A 21,485-nucleotide genomic window follows, 5' to 3' on the forward strand; every position below is an offset into this window, starting at 1 on the left:
AAATCGTCCCTACGGAAACGCCTTCTCAGCAGCCGCGATCGCGCTCTCAGCCGTGGCGCCCAGCAGCACCAGACGCTCAGCCTCACGGCGGCGCTGGAGCCCTTTCAACACCTTTCCGCCCGCCTTGTTCCACCATGTCAGGGCCTCGCCGGCACCCTTGAGGTCGCCGTTCCGCAGGCGCGTCGCCGCCGTGCTGTTCTCGGCTGCTGTCACGCCCGCATTGTAGGCGAAGCTCAGGAAGGCGGCGTGCGGCCCTTCCCCACATCCCACCGGCAGGAACGCCCGCACTTTTCGGTCGAAGTCCGCCAGCCAGTAGGCAAAGAGCGCGTCGGCCCGCTTCTGGGAGATCGGGCCGTCCGTCATCTTCACGGCGGCGCCGTTCTCGAACCGGGTGTTGCCCCAGCCGATGGTCACGATCCCCACTGCGTCGCGGTAGGGCGCGATCCGGCCATCCGCCAGTTTCCGAGCGCAACTCTCATAGTGGTGCAGCAGCTCCACGGCGGAGGCCGGGACACTCAGGGTCTCGCTCATGGGGGCTCCAGGCAAAGGAAAGGGCGCCATCTCCGACCGGATGGCGCCCTGGGGTCTGATGAGTGTTTGATGAGCCCTACAGCCTGTAGGGCGGCGTCAATTCCGTCGTCCGATCGGACCTACCTCAGCCCTCCGACGGCCAACCCCGCTGGACGGGGCGGATGCGCGGTGGCGTCATTGGCCCGCCACCGGCACAGCCGCCTTCGCCTTGGCCAGCGCGTCCGTCACCGCAGCCGCCGCCATGGTCTCCAGCGTCTGGGTGCTGGGGCCGAGCTTCTCCAGGGTTTCCGGGATGCTCTTGGCCGCGTAGCCGACCGCAGCCGTTACGGCCGACCGGTCCGTCATGCCGGCCAGGAGCGCGGCCTTGGCCCCGCGGGCGATCACGCCCAGCAGGAGCTCCATGTCGCGCTGGTGCGTCCCGCTCTGGAGGAAGTCTCGCAGCGGGCCGGGCACCTTGGTCACCAGCCAGGCGCCAATCACGCCGATGACCGCCAGCAGGACGGGCATGACGATCTGCGCCACCACGGCATCGCCGATGGCAGTCCAGTCCATAGGGTGTCTCCTTGGGATGCCGGTTTCCGACCGGCGGCGGGTTACTCCCCTGGCTGCCGAGAGAGCGGCTCTTCCAGGGCGGGCAGCGGCGGCAGGAGGTCGTCTTTGGTGCCGCCGAGCGCTACGATCCGGCCGTTGGCCGTGATCCGCAGGTCATGACAGATGCCGAACCAGGCATGGGCCAGCCCCCAGCCGCGGTTGCCGCGCTCGCGCTCCTCTTCCAGTTCCCCGTCCATGCGGACGAGTTCCCGGTCCTGGCGGCTGTCCAGCCGGGCGTCGCGGGCGGTGCGGCTGTCAGCCGTCGTCTTCCACGTCGTGGCCAGCCAGATCAGGCCGGCCGACAGAGCGGGTATCCAGATCCAGCGCCACGCGTCGGGGCCAAACCATTCGTTCATGCTCCACGCTTTCCCCTCGCACGCCAGACCGACAGAAGGTTGGCCGCCGCGAAGCCGCTGTACGGCGCGATGGCCAGAGGCAACGCCTCGCCCGAGTTCTGGGCGATGCTGAGCGTCAGGCTGATCCAGAAGAAGGCGCCCATGACGGCCACGCCCCAGCGCAGGTAGCCCCACTCGCGGATCAGCGCGTAGGTCTTCATGACGCCCAGCAGCAGCGCGAACAGGGCCCAGAACCCCCAGTTGTCGAGGTCGAGCGCCATGCTGACGATGCCCAGCGCGACGAAGGAGCCCATGACGCCCAGGGACACCCGCCCCTCGTGCCGCTCGCCCTCCCACCAGAGCCGGAGCGATGCCCAGATGCCGGGTACCGCGAACGCGATCACCCAGCCCTCGGGGCACGGCATGTCCCGGAAGCCGCTCATCGACGGGCGCCCTTCCAGCGCGGCCTGGGACACCGACGCCAGCACGCCCACGCCGAAGGTGACGCAGGCGGCCAGCAGCTCCATCAGGTAGCGGTCCCGGCTCAGGATGCCGGCCAGGAAGGCCGCGATGTTGCGCACCACGCGCGGTGTGCTCATCACCCCCTCCCCTGGCTCTCGGAGGCGGCGGTCATCAGGCTGCCCGCAGGGACACGGGGCCGAACTCGATGGACCCAGTCAACGGCACGGCCGCCTGATCCATGGTGGTGCTGATGATCACCTGGAGGCTGCGCGTCCCGGAGCCGCTATAAGCGCGCACCGCGATATTCTCCCCGCAGATGCATCCCTCGTAGCCCTCGCGCAGCGTCCCGGCACCACTGTTGGGAGCCGACTGGTTGTACTGGAAGGCGCTGGCGCCATCGTTCTCGGTGATCCGGACGAACGGCCCCCGCATGTTCCCGGGGCTCACGATCCGGTAGGGCACTAGCAGCCGGTAATTCCCGGCCGGAAGCGCATTGTCGAGCGTCATGGTCCGGTTCAGCCAGATGTTCGAGCCAGCGCCTCCCGTGTAGAGCAGATTGCTGAAATCGAACCGCTGGCTCGGCAGCACCTGCCCCGTCTTGCTGGTGTAGCTCGCCTTCGAGGCAACGACGGAGCCTGAGGCATAGGTCGCCCCGGAGCCCGCCACCAACTGCGCCTGCCAGCCGTCCGCGATGGAGCCGCTGACATTGGCACCCTTGCCGCCAGCCGTGCCGGCCAGCACGCCGTTGGTGATCAGGTTTCCCGTATCGTCGGCAACGATCGGGCTAGGCGTGCTGAGCAGCGGATAGACCTCGGCGGCACCTGCCTTCGACATGAAGTAGGTGCCGCACCACACCGGATGCACGCCGTCCGCCATCGACCAGGAGTAGCTCTCCCGATCCATGCCGGGATCGGCCAGGAGGGGACGGGTATCGATGGAGCGGAAGTTTGGCCGCCGGCCATTCTGTGCGAGGCGCCACGCGGCGACCTGATCGATCAGGTTCTTGCGCGCCGTGATGTCGGCGGCGGTAAAGCTGCCACTCCATCCGCCCTGCGCCGTGATGCGCCAGGGCTGGATCATGTCGAGGACGCCGAGCCCCGCCGCCGCGGCCAAATCCCAGATCTGCTGTAGACCGGAGATCTGATCCGCGAACGGCGTCGGATTGCCAGCCATCCCCTCGTCATTCTTGCCCACCGGGATCACCAGCAGCTTCACGCCGCGCGCCTGCGCCTCGGAGATGATCGTCGGCATCCGGGCCAGTACCTGCGCAATGTTCTGCCCGGCGATGCCCCAATTCTCGGTCGCCGGATCGTTCCTGATCCGGCCCATCAGCAGATCGGTGATGCCCTGCGTATAAGCCTGGGAAATCGTTCGGCTCGTGGCGGTCGTCTGGTAGTGCCCGAAGTCGGTGTAGCTGTCGCCCACGTAACCGATGCGAGCGTTCAGCGGGAGTGGCAGGAGGCCACCCCCCACCAGCCCCGCGCCGACGGCATCTAACCCCTGCCCTCGCGCACGACGGTGCATGTCAGCACGATATTTGCGGAACGCATCAACTCGGGCCATTGCGTGGTCCTCTGGGAAGCGCGCAACGCCCAGCGGCGCCGGACCTGTGGCCGTCGCTGGGGTGCGCTCAGATTGTCGAAGGGTTGGAGGGCTGGGATCAGCTCGCGCTGACGACGTTGCCCCAGGTGATGCGGCGCCAGACGCCCGCGATGGCCGCCGCCAGGCAGGGGTTCCCGCCGTCGCCGTTGGAGCAGTAGACGATGGCCGGCGTGGCGTAGTCGGTCGCCGGAGGCAGATCGGCCACGGCGTAGCCCGCCACCTGGAGGGGCTGGAAGACCTGCGCCCTGCTCTCGCTCAGGCGCAGCGCAACCCGATAGGTGCCGCTGGCCAGCACGCCCACGTCCAGGCGGCCCTTCTCGGCCCCAGCCGTGATGCCGTCCGCGACCGCCGTGATGCCGGCATACTGGACCGTCGCCGCGCCGCCCTGGTTCGACGCCTGGAAGCCCAGGATGCCCACCGCCGACGCCGCGGCGATGCTCGGGTCCTGGCGCACCGGATAGATCGCCTGGGCCACTGCGCTAGCGCCCACGCCACCCACCTGCAAAGCGGCACCGGGGTTGTTGGTGCCGTCCCCGGCCAACGTCATGGACGGGGTGTTGCCCCCGCCGACCGACAGGACCGCGACGGTCGCGCCATCCGTGGCGCGGGTCAGGTCCAGGCGCGAGCCATTGCCCGAGCCGAACCCCCGTGCGCCCAGGATCGTCCGGCCGTCTGGGTTGAGTTCCATCCGGCGGCGCGTGCCGCCCGTCCCGACCTCATCGAAGACAGTGGACGCCGCCGTGTAGCGGCTGTTGCCCGCGCTGGAAGCCTGCCCCTGCCGGAACAGCTTCGCATAGCTCGCCGCCGACTGCGCGGTGACGCCCCCGAAGGAACCGCCCGCCAGCCGGAAAGCCGTGGCCGCGTCGGCGATATAGGCGTTGCACCCCGCCGCCTCGACGCCCTCCAGCTCCAGGCTGCCGCCCAGGATCTGGATGTTCTGGGCATTCGCGACCTGCGTCCCGCCGAGGAGCCCGCCGCTCGCCACGACGCGCCCGCCGTTCGTCGGGCGGTGCTTGATGGCGGTGTGGTAGGAGCTGGTGGAGATGCCGCGCACCGAGCACCAGTAGACCCCGCCGTTCCAGTCGAAGCCCACCCCTTCCGTGTCCTGCACGTCCAGGTGGTCATCGAACGCCACCCCTAGCAGCGCCATCCCCACCACCGCGTCATGGGCGTAGAAACCGCGGTCGAAGGCATAGCCGAAGCTGCCGATCAGGGTGCCCCAGTCGATGCTCTCGAAGGCGAAGCACGTGCCGCTCCGCCGGTTCCCCCAGACGATCACCTGGGGCGTGGCGCCGAACACCGGGGCACCGGAGAAGGCCGTGCCGGCCAACTCGATCCAGTAGGTGGAGACGGCCGAGATGGTCTTCCGGCCCGCAGCGCCGGGGACACCGGAGATGTCCCGGATGTTCACCCGGTCCCCAGGCTGGAGCCCGTGCGCCTGGGCCGTGGTCAGGCGGATCACATTGCCCGTGCCGGCGGCGCAGGCGGTCACGTCGAAGCGCCCCATGGCCGCCACCGTGTTGCCGGTCAGGTAGGGCCAGAAGTGGATGTTCTCGAAGCGCGGCACGTCGTAGCAGCGCCGGATGAGGGTGCCGTTCCGGCAGTCGCCATAGACATCCCGGATCGTGATCCGGTTGTTGAAGTCGCTGTAGATGCCCAGGTCGAAGCCCAGGATGAACATGTTCAGCACCTTGGCGTCGGCCGCGATATTCGCATTGGTCCCCGTCAGGAAGCCGGAGCCATAGGCGTTCGACCCGTAGTTCACGGCGTCGCCCAACACGATCGCCGTGCCCGTCATCTCATCCTGGATGCGGAAGCAGTCGCGCAGGGTCGTCGGCTTGAAAAGACCCTTCCGCAGCACAGCGAAGCCAGTCACCACGGCGTGCCGCATCAGCCGGATGGGGTTGGCCGGGTTCAGGATGATGGCCGGCGCGATGTCGGAATAGTCCGCGCCCTGCATCTGCCCGCCGCCGCGCCAGGGGCCGAGCAGCGCCACGCCGTCCCGGACCACGAGGTCCCCGCCCTCGACCAGATACCGCTTCGTCAGCAGGATCTCGCCGCCGCCGCGGACGTACACGGCGTCGATCGCCGCCTGGAGCGCCGCGCGGTCGTTGGCCACGCCATCGCCCACCGCGCCGAACTGACCTGGGTCAACCCAGTCGAGGATGCCACCCGGCAGCAGCACCTCATCCAGCGCCAGGCGACCGCCGAAGCTGCCGTCCGGCCCTTCGCCATCGGCCGCCTGTCCGGTATCCTCCATCACCCGCTTGGCGAGGATGTTGTCCATCAGCAGATTGCCCGTGCCGCCACGCGCGACGTTCTGTTCGTCGGCGTGCAGACGCACCTGGGCACCGCGGCCCCGTGGGTAAGCCATGGTTTCCTGGTCCTCGAATTGTCGGGGTTGAGTGGTGCCGCTACCGCAGCAGGGAGTTACGAGGCGCGGCCTGGGGACGGCCGCCGAGCAACGGGTTCTCCCGCCCGCTCCGCGAATTCCCCTGGGCCGAGACCTGACGGGCGCCGCCCCGGATCACCGCCGCCCGGACGGCATCTCCGGCGCGCTCGGCCATGTCCTTATCCACGTAGCCCATGGCCCTGCGGATGCTGGCCGGGCTGGCACGGCTGAGCATGTCCGCCGCCAGCTTCGGGTCCAGCATCGCCTCGCGCAGCAGGTCGCGCATCAGCATCTCCGGCTGGGCATAGACCAGCTTCTGGAGGACGCCGAAGCCTGAGCCCAGGGCCTGCGCGATCGCGTTGTTCGGGTCGATGGTCCCATTGCTCATCCGGGCGATGAAGTTGCCCGTGCTGAGGTTCTGGTAGGTGTTCGAGCCAGCCGCCTTGCCGGCTGAGGCGGGGAAGGCGGAACTCGCCATGTCGTCCGCCACCGCCCGCATCCGCGCCAGATCAGCCTCGCCGAACAGCTCCCGGGCCGCTCCGCCGTTGTCCCGGAAGAACCGCTGTGCCATCGCGGGCGACAGCCGGAACTCGCCCTGGGCGTCCAGGGTCGTGGTGGTGGCCTTGCGGAGCCATTCGTCCAGGTACGCGCGCCGCAGCCCCGCCACGGCCTGCGGATCGTTCCCGACCAGCCGCCGGAGTTCCCGGATACCGGACACGGGGTCGCCGGACGCGAGCACACCGCGCATAGCCCGGTCAGGCTCACGGCCCAGGAAGTACCGCGCCGCCCCCGTCTCGATCTCCTTCATCGAGGCCTTGCGCAGGCCCGCCACCCGATCGACCGTCGCCGCGGCCTCGCCCACCGACGCCATGCTGCGACGCAGTTCCGGCAGTTCGGCCAGCACCGCCTCGTGCCGCTGCATCCACGCGCGCCAACGGGTGGGGTCGAGCGTGCCGTCCGGACGGGCCGCATAGTCCCGCAGCGAGGTGGCCGCATAACCCTCCAGCGCCCGGGACGCCACCGACCGGTCCCCGGCGGCCTCCAACACCTGCCGGATGTTCTCCGGGGTGGAATTCGGCCCGAAGAACACGCCCGGCACCTGACTGGCCGGCGTGACCGGCTGCCCCATGCGGGTGTCCAGCACCCGCCGCGTGGCGCCCCGGTCATACAGCCGCCCCTGCTCGGCACGGGCCTGCTGCGCGGCCCGCCAGGCCTCGGCTTGCTCCGGGGTGAACGCGTTCTCGATCGGCGCGAACCGCTCCGGCACCTCGGCGCCGGCAGCCGGGCCGTTCTCCGGCGTCGCGTGGAGGCTGCGCAAGGTGGCGTCGGGGTCGTTGCGGACGAACTGCCCGCCCCGCGCCTCCACCTCCCGCGCCAAGTCGTCAGCCGCCGTCGCGCCAGCGCCGCGCGACGCGCGCACGTCGCCGCCCGGATAGCGAAACTCGGCTCCCCGAAGCTCCGCCTCGATGGCATCGATCAGGGCGGCGCCGGAGGTGCCGGTGGGTCCCGACATGTGCGCCGGGTTGCCCTCCAGATACCCCTCGCGGAACGCCCGCTGCGCCGCTTCGTCCAAGGACATACCCCGGTGGCTCCACAGCCCCGGCATGGTGCGGCTGGTACCGCCCATGACCGCGCCGAGGTCGCCCAGGTCATCCCGAAGACCACCGTTGGCCCGAAGCCACTGCACGAGACTGCGACCGACCGGCGCCGCCTGCGTCGGGTCGTAGAGCCCGCCTGCGTTGAGCTGCGCCGCCACGTCCGGATGCTGGGCAGCACCCTCGCGGGCCGCCTCCGCCTCGATATCCGCCAGACCACGCGGGCGGGACGGCCGGTCGAACGGCTGAGCCGCCCGCTCCGACACGTCATCGATCGCGGCGCGGATCTGGCCGGCCACCGCCTTAACGCGGGGGTCGGGATCGCCGGCCAGCGTGCCCAGCCGGGAGCGCAGGTTCTGCATCGCCCGCCAGGACATCGTGTCGTTGGCGATGTCCTGCACGTCATCCAGGGCGCCACGCAGGGCGGCGGGCGCGGGGCCGGAGAGCGGCCCGAAATACTGCGCCTCGGCTTCCCGCGCCGCTTGCTGGATCGGCCCGAACGGCATCTGCGCGACGCCCTCGGGATCGATCGCCTCGAAGGTCCGCGAGGTGACGGCGCGGGCTTCGTCCCGCCCCTGCGACAGCGTTTCCCGGATCGCCTGCCCGGCCTCTTCCGGGCGGGTGCGGTCGGGAAGCTGGCCCAGGCGATCCCGCAGCCGGGCATCCGCGGCGCCGGCCGTCCGCTCGAACCGCGCTTCCTCCTGCGCCACGCCGGTCCTGACAGCCTGCGCCGCGGCGGCAGCGCCGCCGGCATCCGGCTCGACCGCCGCCAACTCGGCGCGGCGGGCGGCATCCCGGCTGGCATCCCGCAGTGCGAAGGCGTCCGAGGTGGCGGGGTCCATGCCCTGCACCCCGCGCTGGAGCGCCGACAAGCCGCTATCCCGCGCCGCCTCGGCGGTGGTCGGGACACTGCCCGGCACGATGGGGTCAGCGCCTGCCGCCACCCGCGACGGCAGGGTTTCCGGCCTGGCGCTGGAACGCAGCATCAGGTCGTTGACGATGGCCTCGCGACCGCCGCGCGTGAACGGCTGCGCCAGCGCCACCGCACCGCGCCCCGCCATCTGGGCTGCCCCTACCGCGCCGGCACCGGCTGCGCCGCCGACCAGGGCCGCCCCCATCTCCGCAGCGGGGCCGAGATCGTTCTGCCGCGCCACGTCCTGCGCCAGTCCGCCGGCCGCGCCACCGACACCCTGCGCCATGAAGCCGTCCGCCAGGGCGTTCGCCACGATGGGCGCCCGTCCGGCGGCCTGGAGCGCCATGCCGGCGCCCATCGTCGGCAGCGCCGCCACCGCGCCTCGGTTCAGACCGGAGATCGCCTGTTCCGTGGAGTTGGACGGCTCCGGCAGCCCGACAGCGGTCAAGCCGCGGCTCAGCGCCTCGGTCGGGGTCTCCGTACTGTAGCCCAGGGCACGCAGCCCTGCGCGCACCGGATAGCCGGCCGCATCCACGATCATTCCGGGGATGGCAGCCGCGCCCTCGATCACGTCGCGCACGCCCAGGCCGAGCCCGCGCGCCGCCTGCTGTCCGACGCTGGGTTGCGCCTGCGTCGGGGCCGGGAGCGGCTTCCAGTCCTGGCCATCCAGGATCAGTTCCGCCCCGGTCTCCGGATTGCGGGCGCGCGTCGCCGCCACCCACTCGCCGCCGTCATTCAGGCTGAGCCAGTTGCCCTTACCGTCGCTCGCGATCGGCATTTACTGCACCACCTTGAAGCCAGGCGGCAGCGGCGGCACCCCGGAGGGCGCCGAGCCGCCACCCAGCGGATTGGGGACCGTATCGACCTTGCCGTTATTGCCGGGTTTCCCGGCATTTGCCGGCGCGGCGTCGTTCGGGCCGTGCAGGTCGCCGAGGCTGAACCCGGTGGCCTGCTCGATGGCCTCCTTGCCGTAGCCGTCCGCCACAAGGCTGCGCGCCCGGCGGCCCAGGGCACCACGCACGATTTCACCCTGACGTTGGAGGTTCTTGCGGATCGCCTCCGGGCTCATGCCAGGATTGATGTCCGCCTTCTCGAACTCGGCCGCCTCGGTCGCGGTCAGCGCCGCACCGAACAACTGGTTCCGGACCTGGTTCTTGAGGCTCTGGTAGCCGGACCACCAGTCTGCGCGGGGGCTTTCGCCCGGCGTGTTCCGAGCGATGGCGTTCGCCATGTCGCCCAGGGCGCCCATCCGGTAGCCGCCGAAGTCGTTCTGGAAGGAACTGCCCAGCCTCTCCAGTTCACTCAGCCGGCCGCTGTCACCAACCAGGGTGTTGCGAGTTCCGTCCGCCAGCGGGCGCGCGGGCTTTGCGGCCCCCCGCGCCTCCGCCCCCCGCTGCTGCACGGCCGGATCAGCCGGACCACCGGGGATCACCTCCAGCGACGCGCCGTCCTGGCCCCAGCGATACCCTGGGGGCACCCGGGCATCGCGGGCCGCCTGCGTCTGCTGCGCCTGCCACGCCCGGCGATCTGCCGTTTGCTGCGCCTGCCACTGGCGCTGGTTGTCTGCTGCCTCCTGCCGCTCCCGCGCCCGATCGATCGCCTCGGCCTGGCGCTCAAGGGAGCCGGCCGCGCCATCGGCGCCGGCCGCGCGGAGCTGTCCCGCCCGGGCACGAAGCGCGTTCGGGTCGGGCGCCGTGGGGCGCGCAACCGGCGCCGCGTCGTTGCCGGCGGGTGCCGTCGTGCCGATGGGCGTGTCCATATCCCGGCCCGAGACCGGGGTAGCCATGCCGCCCTGCTGCGCCGCACCGGCAACCGCACCGGGAGCGGGTGCCGGCAGCCGGTAGAAGCGGTGGCGCCCGATATCCTGTCCCTCCCCCTGCGCCCAGGATGGCGCCGGACGGCCCAGGGCCGCCTGCGCGGACGGACTGTAGAAGTGGGTCGCGCCGTTGGTCGGGTCGGGCGCCTGGCCGTTCAGCACCGGCCGGACGTTCGCCAGGATCGCCTGGTACTCCGGGGAGCGCGGGTCCAGAGCCTCAAGCTTGGCACGCGTCTGCGGGTTGTTCCAGGGCTCGAACTGGTTCGGCGCGAAGATCACACCGGCCGGGTCGCCACCGCCGGCCCGGTTCCGGATCACCGCCGCCACCGCCTGCTGTCCGGCCGGGTCCTCGCCGCGCGCCTCGCCCCACACCGTCCGCACGATCTGGTCGGTGCCGGCATCCACCCCTTCCGGCAGGTTCGCCGCCACGAAGGGCTTCCCGCCCGTCGCCGGCACAGCGGAACTGGCGGCAGGCGCCGAGCCCGGCATCCCAGGCAGCGGCTGCGACAGGATTTCCTGCTGCATCCGGAGCTTCCGGGCCTCCTGCTCGCGCTGCGCCTGGAGGGACCACGCGTTGCCCAGAGAGGCCGCCGCCAGCGGGTTGATCGCCGCAAGCTGCCCCAGGGCCGTCTTGTCCTGCTGCGCCAGCGCGGGGCCGAGGGCGCGGATCGCCTCATGGTCCGCCTGATCCTGCTGGGACTTCTGGATCAGGAGCTGGTTCCGGCGCTCCGCCGAGGCTGCGGCGTCGATCTTCGAGAGGTCGAACAGCACGTTCGGCGCCGGGCTGGCGATCGTTCCGAAGGTAGCCATGAACGGTCCTTGTGCGATATGGTCCCCACACCCTGAGGTTGAGGAACATCCATGCGGAGACTAGCGTTGGTGGTCTGTTTGGCGGCGGCGGGATGTGCCAACCCGGCTCAGCAGCGCGCCCAGGACACAGCGGCGACCTTCGATACTGTGCGGGCTGGCTGTGCCGAACGATTTCCTCAGAAGCTCGGCAACTACCTGTCGAAGGCCAGATGTGAAGCTGACGCGCAGATGGCGGCTATGACGGCGAATGGCTTCCCGGCTGATCTGGCCAGCCTGTTCATCGCGAAGCGAGCCAGCATCGCCGGTTCGATAGACAGAGGCGCCATATCACCCGAGGAAGGCGATCTACAGATTGCTCAGGTGAGAACCGAGATCATCGACCGGCAGCAGGCCCGGAGGAATGCCGCGCTCTCGGCGCTGGCCATGGAACCGCCGCCGATGATGCAAGCCCCAACCTATCGCCCGATCCCAACGCCAACCATCACCAACTGCAATCCGACCTTCGGAGGCGGAGTATCCTGCACGACAACGCGCTAGTAGATGCCCTGCCCGGTCAGCCTGTTGGACTGCTGCACTGCCGGTGACGTGGGCTGATACGCGCTCGTGCGCTGCATGTAGGCGTAGTTGTTCAGGGCATTGTTCACGCTGCTGCTGATGCCGGACGCGGTGTTGCTGGCGATGTTCGCGTCAGCCGTCGCCGCGCTGGTGGCCGTCTGGGCAGCGTTGTTGCTCACGCCCGCCGCGGCGCTGCCGGCCGACAGGCCCATGTTCGCCAGGCTGTTCAGCCGGTTGTAGTAGGTGCTGAAATCCTGGGCGGCGAGGTTGTTGCCCAGCGTCTGCTCGGCCTTGAGCGTCGCCCCGGAGCGCAGCATACCCTTCGCCGCGGCGCCGGCATCGACCGCACGAAGCCCCTGGTCCAACTGGTACTGGTAGCTCGGGGACTGCTGGAAATTCGCCATGGCGGCATCGGCCGCCTCCTGCCCGTTCAGCCCGAGCAGATCCTGCGTAGGTGACAGGGCGTTCTGCCCGGCCGTCATGTACGGCAGCAGATCCTGCCGGCTCTGCTCGTACTGCGCCTGAGCCTGCTGGTTCGCCTGACTGACGGACTTCGAGGACTTGTTCGCGGCGTACATCGTGGCACCAGCCCCGACCACGGCCGCAGCGGCTGCGAATGGCATGGCTCAGCCCTCCAGCATGAGGTGGTGTTCCTCATGGATATCGGCCGCCTCGCCATGGGCGGCGTTGTGGATGCACAGGATCAGCGTGTCCGCCTCCAGCACCTCGAAAGCGTGCTTCACCCGGGCGGGGACACGCACGGCAGCCGGGGCACGGATGACGCCCATGTCCTGACCGTCCTGCCAGACGCGGACCGCGCCACGCGCGACGAACGACTGGTGGGGGTACGTGTGGGCATGCTGCGGCACCAGCATGCCGGCATCCGGCATGCGCCAGGGCTTCACCCACACGTCGCCATACAGGGTCGCCTCGCCTTCCTCAGGCTGGTTCACCGCGCGAACCAGGGGCGGCGTGCAGGCGCCGCAGTTGCCGGAACAGGTCATGCGTCGGCACTCCGGATGGAGATGATCAGGTTCAGCCGCTCGGTCTCCCCGCCGTTGTGGACGGAGTGCGGCACCAGGTTGTCGAACTGCCAGATCTCGCCGGGCTGCATGACCACCGTCTCGTCCAGCGTGACGTTCAGGCATTGGTCGTTCGCCCGGAGCGGGACGTAGAATTTCCGCGTGTAGTAGCGGGCGCTCCACGCCGCGCCATCGGTGTGCGTCCCGACCTCGCCGCCCGGCGGAATGCGGCTGATCAGGCATCCGCCCAGTTCCACGCCGCGGCAGAAGTGCATCAGCGTATGGGCGACCTCGTGCAACGCCGGCAGCCGGTCCCAGGCCGGATAGAACACCATGCGCGGCCCTTCGGCCAGGAAGTCCTCCGGCTGGCGCAGCACCTCCTGCGGAAAATACCGCAACCAGACATCGGACGTACCGGCCATCGGGCCATCAGCCACCAACGTCCGGGCGCGGTGCGCATCCCACAGGTCCGGCTGGGCATCCAGCTCGGCGAGGATCGGCGCCACGTCCAGCCCCTCGAACACACGGTCGAAGTACTTCACGACCCAGCCTCCAGCGTGGCGATCCGCTTCCGGGCATCGTCCAGGTCGCGCTTCAACTGCTGGAGGAACTGTAGCCAGGCCGGCGTCATGATCTGGTCGCCGTTCCCGTCCGGCCGCGTGACCGGCTCAGGCGCCGGCAGGCCGGGCTGCGCCCGCACATTGGCCATCAGCTATCCCCCGTCTCGATCTCGGCCGTGGCGCCGTACAGCGTCAGAAGCCCGGTAGCCCGGAGGCGGATGACGCGCTGGCGGTAGGAGCCCAGCCGGTTGAACGTCGCCCGCTTCTGGCTGGTCGTGGCCGTCCGCAGAGGGCCGAAGGTCTGGCCGCCATCGTCGCTGTAATCCATCAGCAGGCTACCCGGCGTATGCAGCGTCGCCAGTTCCGCCTCGACCTCCAGCCGCGGCATGAAGCAACGCGGGCCATGGGCCGTCAGAGTGGGCAGGGTCGCCTCCCGGTACAACGGAATGCCGTTGTCGCTCGGCGCCTCGCTGTCCAGCACATGCAGGTGCGCCGTCTCGCTGTCACCCAGGAGGAAGCGGTCCCGCTCGCCAGCCGCGCTGACACGCCACCGGTTCGTCCCATCGGAGGACGAGGCCCGCTCATGCCAGAGCTGCGTGGCGCAGTCGTAGACGATCGTTCGCGGGGTCAGGGTCGCGATGTCCAGGGTGATGGCGACGAAGGTATGCCCCTCGTGCTTGAAGGCGACGGTGATGTTGTCGTTGCTGAGCTGGTACGGCTTGATGATCCGCTCGATGGCGAAGGTGCTGACCCGCACGGCCTGATAGCCCTGCGAGCGGTACACCACCCCGTCCTTGCCCAGCCACCAGACGCTGTTGTCGATCGTCGCGACCGAGCGCGGCGACACGGTTCCAGGCGTCAGGACGCCGCCGCTGACCGGGCGGAACGGGAAATCGCTGTCGCCGGAGTTGTACCAGACTTCCAGGGCGCCCTCGCCGGCCAGCCAGAGTTGCCGGTTGTGCGTGATCCCGCGCCGGACCACGTTGGGCACGCCGTCCGAGTAGGCGAAATCCAGCGGATCGACGGCCTCGGCATCGAACAGCGCGGACACGAAGAACTGCGAGGTCGCCTCGATGCTGGTGAAGACGAAGTACCCGTCCAGATAGGTCACGGAGCTGGCGCCCTGCCAGTCGTCACCCGAGATCTGCCGAAACTCCGTGCCGGCGTGGTTGAACGCATAGGCGTCCGGGCCGGTGCAGACGCAGCCGTTCACCGGCCCCACCGCGATCGTGGCCATGCCGGTGGCGCCGACGAAACCCATGAAGCTCGGCGCCTCGTCCTGGTCCGGCGGCATGCGCCAAAGCTCGTTGCCGGACACGATGTACACGCGGCCCGGCAGGTCGGCATTCATCGCCCGGATCGGGCCTGGGCCAATCGTGTAGGTGGCGACCAGCCCAGGGGCGGATCGCACCACGAAGGGCTGAGAGGCGTCGTCCGGTAGCGTCTCGGCATACATGTTGCATAGGCGCTGCGCCGAAAACGGGCCTGGCCCCGTGTAGGTATTCCGCGCGAACGGCAGGCGGGTCAGGCTCATGGGCTCACCAGCGGATCGGCGGACACCTGGAGCACGCCCCAGGCCAGGCGCTGGCTGGTCGCCTCCTGGCCCAGCGTGACGGCCCAGCCGTAGCGGCCGATCTCGTCCGGAGTGATCGTGAAGTTGATCCGCCCCGGCACGCTCGGCACCAGCACGCCGTCGATCGCCTGGAGCAGGGATGCATTGTACAGGCTCAGCCCATAATCGCGGAACTGCACCGGCCGGTAGAGGAGGAAGCGCGGCGTCCGCACGTCCGATCCGCCCAGCGCCACGGGCGCAGCAGAGGGCGTGTCGTCGGTCACCACCGTGACCGCGAGCAACAGCCCTTCCCCCGCCGGCATGGACAGGAAGCGCCGCGGCACCACCGATGGGGAACGGCGCGCCAGGGGCATGGTCATGAAGATGCCGGGCATCAGAAATACTCCGCCCGCACCGGCTCTCCGGCGCTGGAGAGACTGGTCGCCTTGGTGATCAGCCGCATGGCCGCGATCTCGTCCGCGTCGCTCGCCTGTCGCTCGAACAGGGGCGCCAGCAGGTTCGCCGCCATCAGGACGTAAGGCTCCTCGGCATAGTCCGGGATGTCGAGACTGGACCACCGGATCATGCCGATGGCGTCCAGGCGGGCGTGCACGGCCTGCACCTTCTCGGTCGCCAGTTCCGGCGCCCGGCGCAGGATGGACGCCCGCCGAATGCGGATCTCGGCCTGCGCGATGGCGTCGGGCGGCACCGGCTTGTCGAACATGGGCGCCAGGATCGCCGCGACGGCCTCGGCATAGTCCTCCGCGTGCGCGGCCGGGACAGCGGCGGAGGTCCATTCCACCAGCCCCTGCGCGTTCAGCCCCTGGTGGAATGCTTCGACCTTCTCAGCGGCGATGACGGAGGCCCGCTTGAGCAGCATGGCGCGCCTGACCCGGGCTTCCGTCGCGGCGGCTGCGCCTGCCACGTCGGCCGTCTTGCCGACGGCTGGCGCCAGGTGGGCCGCAGTCAGTTCCACGTAGTCGTCGGAATAAGCCTGCGGAATGGCGTCCGCCGCAAAATCCACCAGCCCGGCCGCAGCCAGGCTGTCATGCACCGCACGGACATGTCCCTCGGCCAGGGTCTGGCCGTAGGCGCCGGAGATGGCCTCCAGCTTCAGCAGATCCTTCGCCTGCGCGAAGAGCTGCATGTCGGCCGGCTTGCCGAAGGCGGGGGCAAGCTCCTGCGCTACCATGATGACGTACATCTCGGCCGCGCCCGAGGGGATGCCGTCAGCCGGCCAGCCGCCCGCGATGCTCAGGCGCACCAGCAGGTCGTGGACGGTCCGGACCTTCTGCAAAGCCAGAGCCGCATCCGTGGCGCTCGGCCCCTCGTCGCCGTTCAGCACCCCAAGCCGTTGCAGGGCCGCGGTGCCGATCATGGCCATGGTCCAGGGTACCTGATCGGTGCCCAACTGGCTCAGCGCGGGATAGGGGTTGATGCCGAGTTGCCGCAGCGCACGCTCAGCCAGCGTGGCCACGGTCGTGATCGCCAGCGCCCCCGGGCCTTCCCCGGTGGGCACCACGATCACGCCCAGACGACGGAGCGCGCGGTTGGCCACGTCCGCCACGCCTACAGCAGCACCCGCCGCAGGACGTGCCGAGGGAGGCACGATGGCAACGCCCAGGCGGCGCAGCGCACGCTGCCCGAGTTCTGCCACCGTGACCATCCGTCAGTCCTTCTTGCTGGTCGTCTTCTTGCTGGAGGCCTTGGTCTCGGCCTTCTCAGCGTCGGTGGCGGGCGCGGCCGCCGCATTGGCGGAACTTTCCGCCAGCGGCTCGACCTCGCGGACCACCACGTCCGGGGGCGGCTCGCCGGTCAGGGTCGAACCGTCCGGCGTGGAGCCGTCCGCCTGCTCGCCGCGGACCTCCAGGGCACGCTTGTGCAGGGTGTTGGTCTCGATGTCGCCACCGACGCCGCCACGGGCGGCCGTCTGGGCTTCGCCGGCCAGCACCACCTGTGCCCCCCGGGACGGGTTCCCGGGGGCGGTGGGGGTCTTCTCTTCGGACATGTCAGCCTCCCTTATGCGTCGGCGACCGACGCGCTGAAGACGGTGAAGACGCCGTTGTCCACGGGCGCCGTGGCATCGGTGGTGGCGTCCTTGCCGAACCGCAGCTTGTCGATGCCGCGGATCTCCTGGATGCCCACGCCGTGCATGTATCCGTAGTCGCGCACGTTGGTGGTGGTCTTCGACCGCTGCGCCCAGGCAGCGCCCAGAGCCTGCGCACCGCACAGGTAGCCGGCCGCCACGTCGATGCCGCTCGCACCCGCGCCCGTGATCTTCGGCAGCTCCGGGATCTCCCGGATGATGATGCCGCTGTAGATCAGGTCGCCGCCCGTGAAGAGCGGGTTGTCGGCACCGCGGTTGGCCGCGAACATCTGCGCGTCGATGACGTTCGGGTCTTCCGACAGGTCGCGGAACTGGTCGCTGTTCGCGAAGAAGATCCACCACTCCTCGTCCTGCTTGACCGTGATCGGCCGCAGGCGGGGGTTGGCGTTCTTCGCCAGGCGCTTCGCCAGCTTGAGCGTCGCGCCGGTCAGCTTGCCCGTGGTGGCGTTGATGGTCGCCAGGGCGGTGGCCATCACGTTGGACGAGCCGTTCGCCTTGGAGTTGCCGAACAGCACGCGATCGGCGTTGTTCGCCAGCCAGTAGTTCCGCTGGGTGGCGGTGGCCGAGGCGAACGGCACGGAGGTGTAGCCGTCGCCCGTGATGGAGGACAGCGCCAGGATGATGTCCGCGCGCATCTTCTCCAGCGACCAGACCTGGAGCGCGTCCTTGGCGGCCTCGCGCAGGTCGATGACGCTCTTCTGCTCGTCCCAGTCCGAGACCGCGACGCCGTGCCGGAAGACGTTGACCGAGAGCTGCATCGAGCGGGCGTTCAGCAGCTCCTCGTTGCCCTCCAGGATCTGGTTGCCGGTCACGCCAGCGCCCACCAGACGACGCACCGCGGAGAAGTTCACGCGATCGCCCGGCTTGCGGGTCAGATCCTCCTTCACCTGGATCATGTCGTTCATGGAGGTGCCCATGTAGCGGGCAAACTGGTTCTTCCGGACGTACTCCGTGAAGAACTTGTTGTCCCACTGGACAGGGGTAAGCCCCGGGCGGGCCGGGGTGATGTTCATGTCGGCCACGATGTGGCTCCTATGGGTGTGATTTTCGGGGGATCACGCCCGGCATGCCCGGCGACGGCTTCCGATCCCTGTGACGCCGGGATGGCCCGCGAAGACGCCCGTTAACCCCGGCGACGGGTTCACGCGGTAGTGCCGCCCGCCTCTCAGCGGGCGAAGATGTCACCCAGCGGCGTTGGGCCGCTGATCACAGGCGCGGATCGTGCCGCGGCGCTGCGGACGCCAGCCAGCGACGGAGCGCGGCCGGCCACGGGGCTGACGGGCTGCTGCGGCGCCGCGCCGCCCTGCCCTCCTCCCCGAAATTCCTCTTCGATCTTGGCCCGGATCTCGGCCTCCATCCGGGCGCGGTACGCGGCGGGGTCGTCCCCCATCTCGCGCTGCACCCGCAGAGCCTCGAACTTCTTGAACATCCAGCCGTAGGGATGCCGCTGGCTGTACAGCTCGTTCCACAGGCCCGGGTTCTGCTCGGCCGCCTGCTTGAAAATGGCGACCGCCTCGTCTACCGCGGCATCGTCATTCACCGTCTGCCGCAGCATGGCCTCGCTTATGTTCAGATGGCCGTCCAAGATCTTTGCCTGGACGCGCTCGTGGTAACCCACGGGGTCTTCGCGGGGGTCGATCCACGCCAGATCCTGCGCCGCCGCCGGCTGCTGGACCTGCTGCGGGGGCGCCTTGCGGGCCTCCTCCAACTGGCGGCGCAGCTCGGCAATCTCACCGTCCGCCTTGAGGGCCTTTTCCTTCCAGTCCTGCCGCTGGCGCCGCTCGCCCTCCAGGGCGCTCAGCGGCACCGTGCGACCGTCGCGGGTGGCCTGCTGCTCGCCCTCCGGTGCATCGGTGGGGGCCTGCGCCTCTGCGCCCGGCTGAGCCTCGCCCTCAGCGGCCGGAGGCACAGCATCCGCCGCAGGCTGCGCCGCGGGCGCGGTGCCCTGTTCCTCCTCGGCCTCGCTGGCCAGGAAGTCGTCCAGTGTTGCCATCGTCGCCTCCCTCAGAGCGCCTGGAAGCGGCGCTGGAGGTCTTCGGCCAGTTCGACCTGCCGGATGAACTGATCCACCTGATCGTGCAGCGCAGCGATCTCGCCCTCCGGAACCGGCGGACGCGAGGACGCATCGCACTTGCCGTCGCCACGGGGACCGAACAGACGATCCGCCGTCTGCATGTTCGCGAGATTGGTGTCCCGCAGCCGGTCGATTACCTTCGCGAGACGCATCGACAGATGCGCGAATGCCGGCGGCTCGGTCGGCTGAGGCTGCCCGAGCGACGACGGGTTGAACGTGTTCTGGTAGTCACGCGGGGTCGCCGCGAGGCCCATCATGTTCTGCACTGTGGTTCTCCATCACGCCCGGTATGGCCCGGCGACGGCCCTGCGCCCGTTGCGGTCGGCGGCACCGATGGCGCCCGCTACTGGAGCGGAGCGCCCATCTCTTGGGCGGGCGCGGGATACGCGACCCGCATCTGGCCCGGCAGGATCGGCTGACCGTCCGGACCGACAGGACCCACCGGGACGGCAGGGCTCTCGGCGGCGGTGCGGTGCGTCTGCGCGACCTGGTGTACAGCCTTCGCCCGGCGCTCGGCCGCCAGCGCTTCGTTGGCCTGGGCCTGGGCATCCTTCTGCCGGACCTCGGCCACCGCATGCGCCTGCGCGATCGGCGCCTGGGCCTGCTGCTGCTGGGCCTGCGCCTCGCGCTGCTGCTTGAGCATATCGAGGAGCTGTTCCTTGTTCCGCAGGGACGAGGCCGCGATGATTACGTCCGGCGGGATGGTGCCCGGGGGGAGCGCGCCCGCGAGCTGCGTGAGTTGCTGGAACTGCTCGGCCTGCATCGACGGGCTGTCCGGCCCTTCCTCGATCGTGATATCCACCTCCAGGTCGGACACCTCGTTCTCGATCCGGATCACCTGCATCAGGCGCGGATCGCCTGGCTGCAGCATCATCCGCTGCATGGCCATGGCCCGCTGATCCTCCGGCATCTTCGCCAGCTCCTCCTGGAGCGTGACGCGATGGTTCAGCCCGACCCACTGGAGCTTGCCCATGTCGTCGGTGACGCGCAGCCACTTCTCGCCGGTCCAGAACTCCCGGATCGCCTGCCACACGACCTCGTAGACCTCGCGCGACCACTGCCGCAGGGCATCGGCCAGGGGCTCATTCTGCGCCGCCCCACCGGCCTGCTGCGCCATGATGGCCTTGCCAGACAGATCGCGCGGGTCATTGCCGGCCATGGAGGCGTTCGGCCCGGAGGCCTGCATCTCCTGGGTCGCGTGCTGGAGAAGCTGGAATTGCCCAGCCGAGAGATCGCCAGCCGGCGCCACCTCGAACCGCATCTGCGGCGCAACCTCGATATACCCGTCCGGCCGCGCCACCTCGCGCCGCGCGCGATCCACATCCTGGACAGCGCCCTTCTCGGCGATGATCCGGTTCACGCTCAGCAGGTGCAGCGCCTTGGAGCGCCGCTTGTTGATCTCGTCCTGGAGCCCGATCAGCGTCCGGGCAGCACCGTAGCGGTTGTTCTCCCGGTCAACATAGGCACTGCGCAGCCGCAGGGGGCAGGTGCTACGCCCGCGGTGATCCTTGAAGGGCGACCGCTGCGGCTCCGACAGGAACCCGGCGCGGCTGATGGTGGCGCCCCACCAGTCGCCGCCCTCCAGCCAGTAGACCTGCACGATCCGGCTGCGCTTGCGCTGGTTGTCTTGCCACGCGACGTGCCCGGGCTTGTCCTCGTAGGTGCCGGAGGACGGCGCGAAGGTCTCCGCGACCACCTCATCCGCGTTCGGGAACATCTCCAGGAGCTGGTCCCGGTCCATCCAGATCACGATGCCCAGATAGCGAGCGTCCGAGAAGTCGGCACGGCGGGAATGCGGGTCGTGGAACAGCCGGTCCCAGGGGACGTGCGTGAGGGTGATCTCCGCCCCGCCCTTGCCGTCATCCTCCAGCCCGATCTCGCAGCCGCCGAAGCCCTCGATCAGCATGTTCTGGTACACGTCCGACCGCACCTGCCCGAAGTGCGTGGCATCCGCCACGTAGCGCAGGCTCTGGGTCGCGGCGTCGGCCCGGTCCTCTTCGGTTGGGGTGCGCGGAAAGGCCTTCGGATCGGTGCGGCTGCGGCGCTCCAGGCCCGACAGCAGCTCGACCTTGCGCTTGACGTAGTTGATCGTCAGGTCCGGCTGGCCGCGCTTGCGCAGGGCCTCCATCTCCTTCGCGGTCCACTGCTTGTCATCGAAGTAATCGCGATCCCGCTCGGCCGCCCGCCGGGCGCTGTCGCTGTTCCGCTCGGCCTCCTCGAAGTAGCCGACCAGCTTGGTGTGCGTTTCGTCCAGGTCGCCCGGATAGACCGCCCGGCCGTCGCGCCCCAGGATCTCGCCCTCGACGCCCTCGGCCTCCGCCTGCGTCATGCCGCGGCGCTGCATCTCGTAGGGCGAGCCCATGTCGTCCATGGCCAGGAAGGTGGCCAGCGCGTCGCCGGGCTTGCTCTTGCTGGCGCCGATCATGATCCGGGTGCCGGGCGTCTCCGGGTTCGGATCGCCCTCCCGCGCCACCTGACCCCGGCCAGACTGCTTCCGCTCGACCGGCGAGCCCTCGTTGTGCATCGCCAGGAAGCGGCTCAGGCCCGATCCAGACATAACCCCTCCCT

The 21,485-nt window shown here is 69.8% G+C and carries 21 protein-coding genes; 1 reads left to right on the forward strand and 20 read right to left on the reverse strand.

Features of this window, described 5'->3' with window-relative positions; all coding sequences use genetic code 11:
• Positions 1-9: 9 nt before the first annotated feature.
• From RGI145_RS12385 to RGI145_RS12420, 8 genes are all read right to left on the reverse strand, one after another.
• On the reverse strand, positions 10-531 hold the full coding sequence (locus tag RGI145_RS12385) for a lysozyme (RefSeq protein WP_167668268.1): 522 nt from the start codon (positions 529-531) through the stop codon (positions 10-12).
• A gap of 174 nt (positions 532-705) precedes the next feature.
• Complete coding sequence (locus RGI145_RS12390; protein WP_075798590.1) at positions 706-1,083, reverse strand: hypothetical protein; 378 nt, start codon at positions 1,081-1,083, stop codon at positions 706-708.
• Between the two features lie 41 nt (positions 1,084-1,124).
• Complete coding sequence (locus RGI145_RS12395; RefSeq protein WP_075798591.1) at positions 1,125-1,478, reverse strand: hypothetical protein; 354 nt, start codon at positions 1,476-1,478, stop codon at positions 1,125-1,127.
• Positions 1,475-2,056 (reverse strand): hypothetical protein, encoded by a 582-nt coding sequence (locus tag RGI145_RS12400; protein ID WP_075798592.1) that lies wholly within the window; start codon positions 2,054-2,056, stop codon positions 1,475-1,477. The genes RGI145_RS12395 and RGI145_RS12400 overlap by 4 nt, the downstream gene beginning before the upstream one ends.
• A 34-nt stretch (positions 2,057-2,090) precedes the next feature.
• Positions 2,091-3,344: an SGNH/GDSL hydrolase family protein gene (locus RGI145_RS12405; protein ID WP_075798593.1), complete on the reverse strand. Its 1,254-nt coding sequence runs from the start codon at positions 3,342-3,344 to the stop codon at positions 2,091-2,093.
• Between the two features lie 235 nt (positions 3,345-3,579).
• The gene (locus RGI145_RS12410; RefSeq protein WP_075798594.1) at positions 3,580-5,895 is read right to left on the reverse strand and encodes a hypothetical protein; all 2,316 of its coding nucleotides are present in this window, start codon (positions 5,893-5,895) and stop codon (positions 3,580-3,582) included.
• A gap of 40 nt (positions 5,896-5,935) precedes the next feature.
• Positions 5,936-9,199 (reverse strand): hypothetical protein, encoded by a 3,264-nt coding sequence (locus RGI145_RS12415; RefSeq protein WP_075798595.1) that lies wholly within the window; start codon positions 9,197-9,199, stop codon positions 5,936-5,938.
• Complete coding sequence (locus tag RGI145_RS12420; RefSeq protein ID WP_075798596.1) at positions 9,200-11,047, reverse strand: cell wall hydrolase; 1,848 nt, start codon at positions 11,045-11,047, stop codon at positions 9,200-9,202.
• A 66-nt stretch (positions 11,048-11,113) separates the two neighbouring features.
• On the opposite strand from RGI145_RS12420, the gene RGI145_RS25070 reads away from it, so the two are divergent.
• On the forward strand, positions 11,114-11,584 hold the full coding sequence (locus RGI145_RS25070) for a hypothetical protein (protein ID WP_156878509.1): 471 nt from the start codon (positions 11,114-11,116) through the stop codon (positions 11,582-11,584).
• On the opposite strand, the gene RGI145_RS12425 is transcribed toward RGI145_RS25070, so the two are convergent.
• The 12 genes from RGI145_RS12425 to RGI145_RS12475 form a co-directional block, all read right to left on the reverse strand.
• Entirely contained in the window at positions 11,581-12,225 is a 645-nt protein-coding gene (locus RGI145_RS12425; RefSeq protein WP_075798597.1) for a hypothetical protein, read from the reverse strand. The two genes, RGI145_RS25070 and RGI145_RS12425, sit on opposite strands and share 4 nt — an antisense overlap.
• Positions 12,226-12,228: 3 nt before the next feature.
• Complete coding sequence (locus RGI145_RS12430; RefSeq protein ID WP_075798598.1) at positions 12,229-12,606, reverse strand: cupin domain-containing protein; 378 nt, start codon at positions 12,604-12,606, stop codon at positions 12,229-12,231.
• Positions 12,603-13,166 carry an aspartyl/asparaginyl beta-hydroxylase domain-containing protein gene (locus RGI145_RS12435; protein WP_075798599.1) on the reverse strand — a complete coding sequence of 188 codons (564 nt, stop codon included), beginning with the start codon at positions 13,164-13,166 and terminating at the stop codon, positions 12,603-12,605. Before RGI145_RS12435 ends, RGI145_RS12430 begins: the two co-directional genes overlap by 4 nt.
• Positions 13,163-13,333, reverse strand: coding sequence for a hypothetical protein (locus tag RGI145_RS25075; RefSeq protein WP_156878510.1), 171 nt, complete (start codon positions 13,331-13,333; stop codon positions 13,163-13,165). The genes RGI145_RS12435 and RGI145_RS25075 overlap by 4 nt, the downstream gene beginning before the upstream one ends.
• Positions 13,333-14,718, reverse strand: a complete 1,386-nt coding sequence (locus tag RGI145_RS12440) for a hypothetical protein (protein WP_156878511.1) — start codon at positions 14,716-14,718, stop codon at positions 13,333-13,335. The genes RGI145_RS25075 and RGI145_RS12440 overlap by 1 nt, the downstream gene beginning before the upstream one ends.
• Positions 14,715-15,131: a hypothetical protein gene (locus RGI145_RS12445; RefSeq protein ID WP_075798601.1), complete on the reverse strand. Its 417-nt coding sequence runs from the start codon at positions 15,129-15,131 to the stop codon at positions 14,715-14,717. The genes RGI145_RS12440 and RGI145_RS12445 overlap by 4 nt, the downstream gene beginning before the upstream one ends.
• A complete protein-coding gene (locus RGI145_RS12450) occupies positions 15,131-16,402 on the reverse strand; it encodes a hypothetical protein (RefSeq protein ID WP_075798602.1) in 1,272 nt (423 codons plus the stop codon). Before RGI145_RS12450 ends, RGI145_RS12445 begins: the two co-directional genes overlap by 1 nt.
• A gap of 3 nt (positions 16,403-16,405) precedes the next feature.
• On the reverse strand, positions 16,406-16,744 hold the full coding sequence (locus tag RGI145_RS12455) for a hypothetical protein (protein WP_075798603.1): 339 nt from the start codon (positions 16,742-16,744) through the stop codon (positions 16,406-16,408).
• Between the two features lie 11 nt (positions 16,745-16,755).
• A complete protein-coding gene (locus tag RGI145_RS12460) occupies positions 16,756-17,856 on the reverse strand; it encodes a phage capsid family protein (protein ID WP_237183291.1) in 1,101 nt (366 codons plus the stop codon).
• 152 nt (positions 17,857-18,008) lie between these two features.
• Positions 18,009-18,836: a hypothetical protein gene (locus RGI145_RS12465; protein ID WP_075798605.1), complete on the reverse strand. Its 828-nt coding sequence runs from the start codon at positions 18,834-18,836 to the stop codon at positions 18,009-18,011.
• 11 nt (positions 18,837-18,847) lie between these two features.
• On the reverse strand, positions 18,848-19,183 hold the full coding sequence (locus RGI145_RS12470) for a hypothetical protein (RefSeq protein WP_075798606.1): 336 nt from the start codon (positions 19,181-19,183) through the stop codon (positions 18,848-18,850).
• Positions 19,184-19,260: 77 nt separating this feature from the next.
• Entirely contained in the window at positions 19,261-21,474 is a 2,214-nt protein-coding gene (locus RGI145_RS12475; RefSeq protein WP_075798607.1) for a portal protein, read from the reverse strand.
• Positions 21,475-21,485: the final 11 nt, after the last annotated feature.

The sequence above is a fragment of the Roseomonas gilardii genome, from assembly GCF_001941945.1.
Taxonomy (GTDB): Bacteria; Pseudomonadota; Alphaproteobacteria; order Acetobacterales; family Acetobacteraceae; genus Roseomonas.

Bases quoted from the DNA above. Each gene is read 5' to 3' on its own strand.
- RGI145_RS12460 (WP_237183291.1), bottom strand. From the start codon at position 17,856: ATGAACATCACCCCGGCCCGCCCGGGGCTTACCCCTGTCCAGTGGGAC.
- RGI145_RS12450 (WP_075798602.1), bottom strand. From the start codon at position 16,402: ATGGTCACGGTGGCAGAACTCGGGCAGCGTGCGCTGCGCCGCCTGGGC.
- RGI145_RS25075 (WP_156878510.1), bottom strand. From the start codon at position 13,333: ATGGCCAATGTGCGGGCGCAGCCCGGCCTGCCGGCGCCTGAGCCGGTC.
- RGI145_RS12400 (WP_075798592.1), bottom strand. From the start codon at position 2,056: ATGAGCACACCGCGCGTGGTGCGCAACATCGCGGCCTTCCTGGCCGGC.
- RGI145_RS12430 (WP_075798598.1), bottom strand. From the start codon at position 12,606: ATGACCTGTTCCGGCAACTGCGGCGCCTGCACGCCGCCCCTGGTTCGC.
- RGI145_RS12455 (WP_075798603.1), bottom strand. From the start codon at position 16,744: ATGTCCGAAGAGAAGACCCCCACCGCCCCCGGGAACCCGTCCCGGGGG.
- RGI145_RS12390 (WP_075798590.1), bottom strand. From the start codon at position 1,083: ATGGACTGGACTGCCATCGGCGATGCCGTGGTGGCGCAGATCGTCATG.
- RGI145_RS12385 (WP_167668268.1), bottom strand. From the start codon at position 531: ATGAGCGAGACCCTGAGTGTCCCGGCCTCCGCCGTGGAGCTGCTGCAC.
- RGI145_RS12445 (WP_075798601.1), bottom strand. From the start codon at position 15,131: ATGCCCGGCATCTTCATGACCATGCCCCTGGCGCGCCGTTCCCCATCG.
- RGI145_RS12420 (WP_075798596.1), bottom strand. From the start codon at position 11,047: ATGGCTACCTTCGGAACGATCGCCAGCCCGGCGCCGAACGTGCTGTTC.
- RGI145_RS12475 (WP_075798607.1), bottom strand. From the start codon at position 21,474: ATGTCTGGATCGGGCCTGAGCCGCTTCCTGGCGATGCACAACGAGGGC.
- RGI145_RS12415 (WP_075798595.1), bottom strand. From the start codon at position 9,199: ATGCCGATCGCGAGCGACGGTAAGGGCAACTGGCTCAGCCTGAATGAC.
- RGI145_RS12440 (WP_156878511.1), bottom strand. From the start codon at position 14,718: ATGAGCCTGACCCGCCTGCCGTTCGCGCGGAATACCTACACGGGGCCA.
- RGI145_RS12410 (WP_075798594.1), bottom strand. From the start codon at position 5,895: ATGGCTTACCCACGGGGCCGCGGTGCCCAGGTGCGTCTGCACGCCGAC.
- RGI145_RS12425 (WP_075798597.1), bottom strand. From the start codon at position 12,225: ATGCCATTCGCAGCCGCTGCGGCCGTGGTCGGGGCTGGTGCCACGATG.
- RGI145_RS12395 (WP_075798591.1), bottom strand. From the start codon at position 1,478: ATGAACGAATGGTTTGGCCCCGACGCGTGGCGCTGGATCTGGATACCC.
- RGI145_RS12465 (WP_075798605.1), bottom strand. From the start codon at position 18,836: ATGGCAACACTGGACGACTTCCTGGCCAGCGAGGCCGAGGAGGAACAG.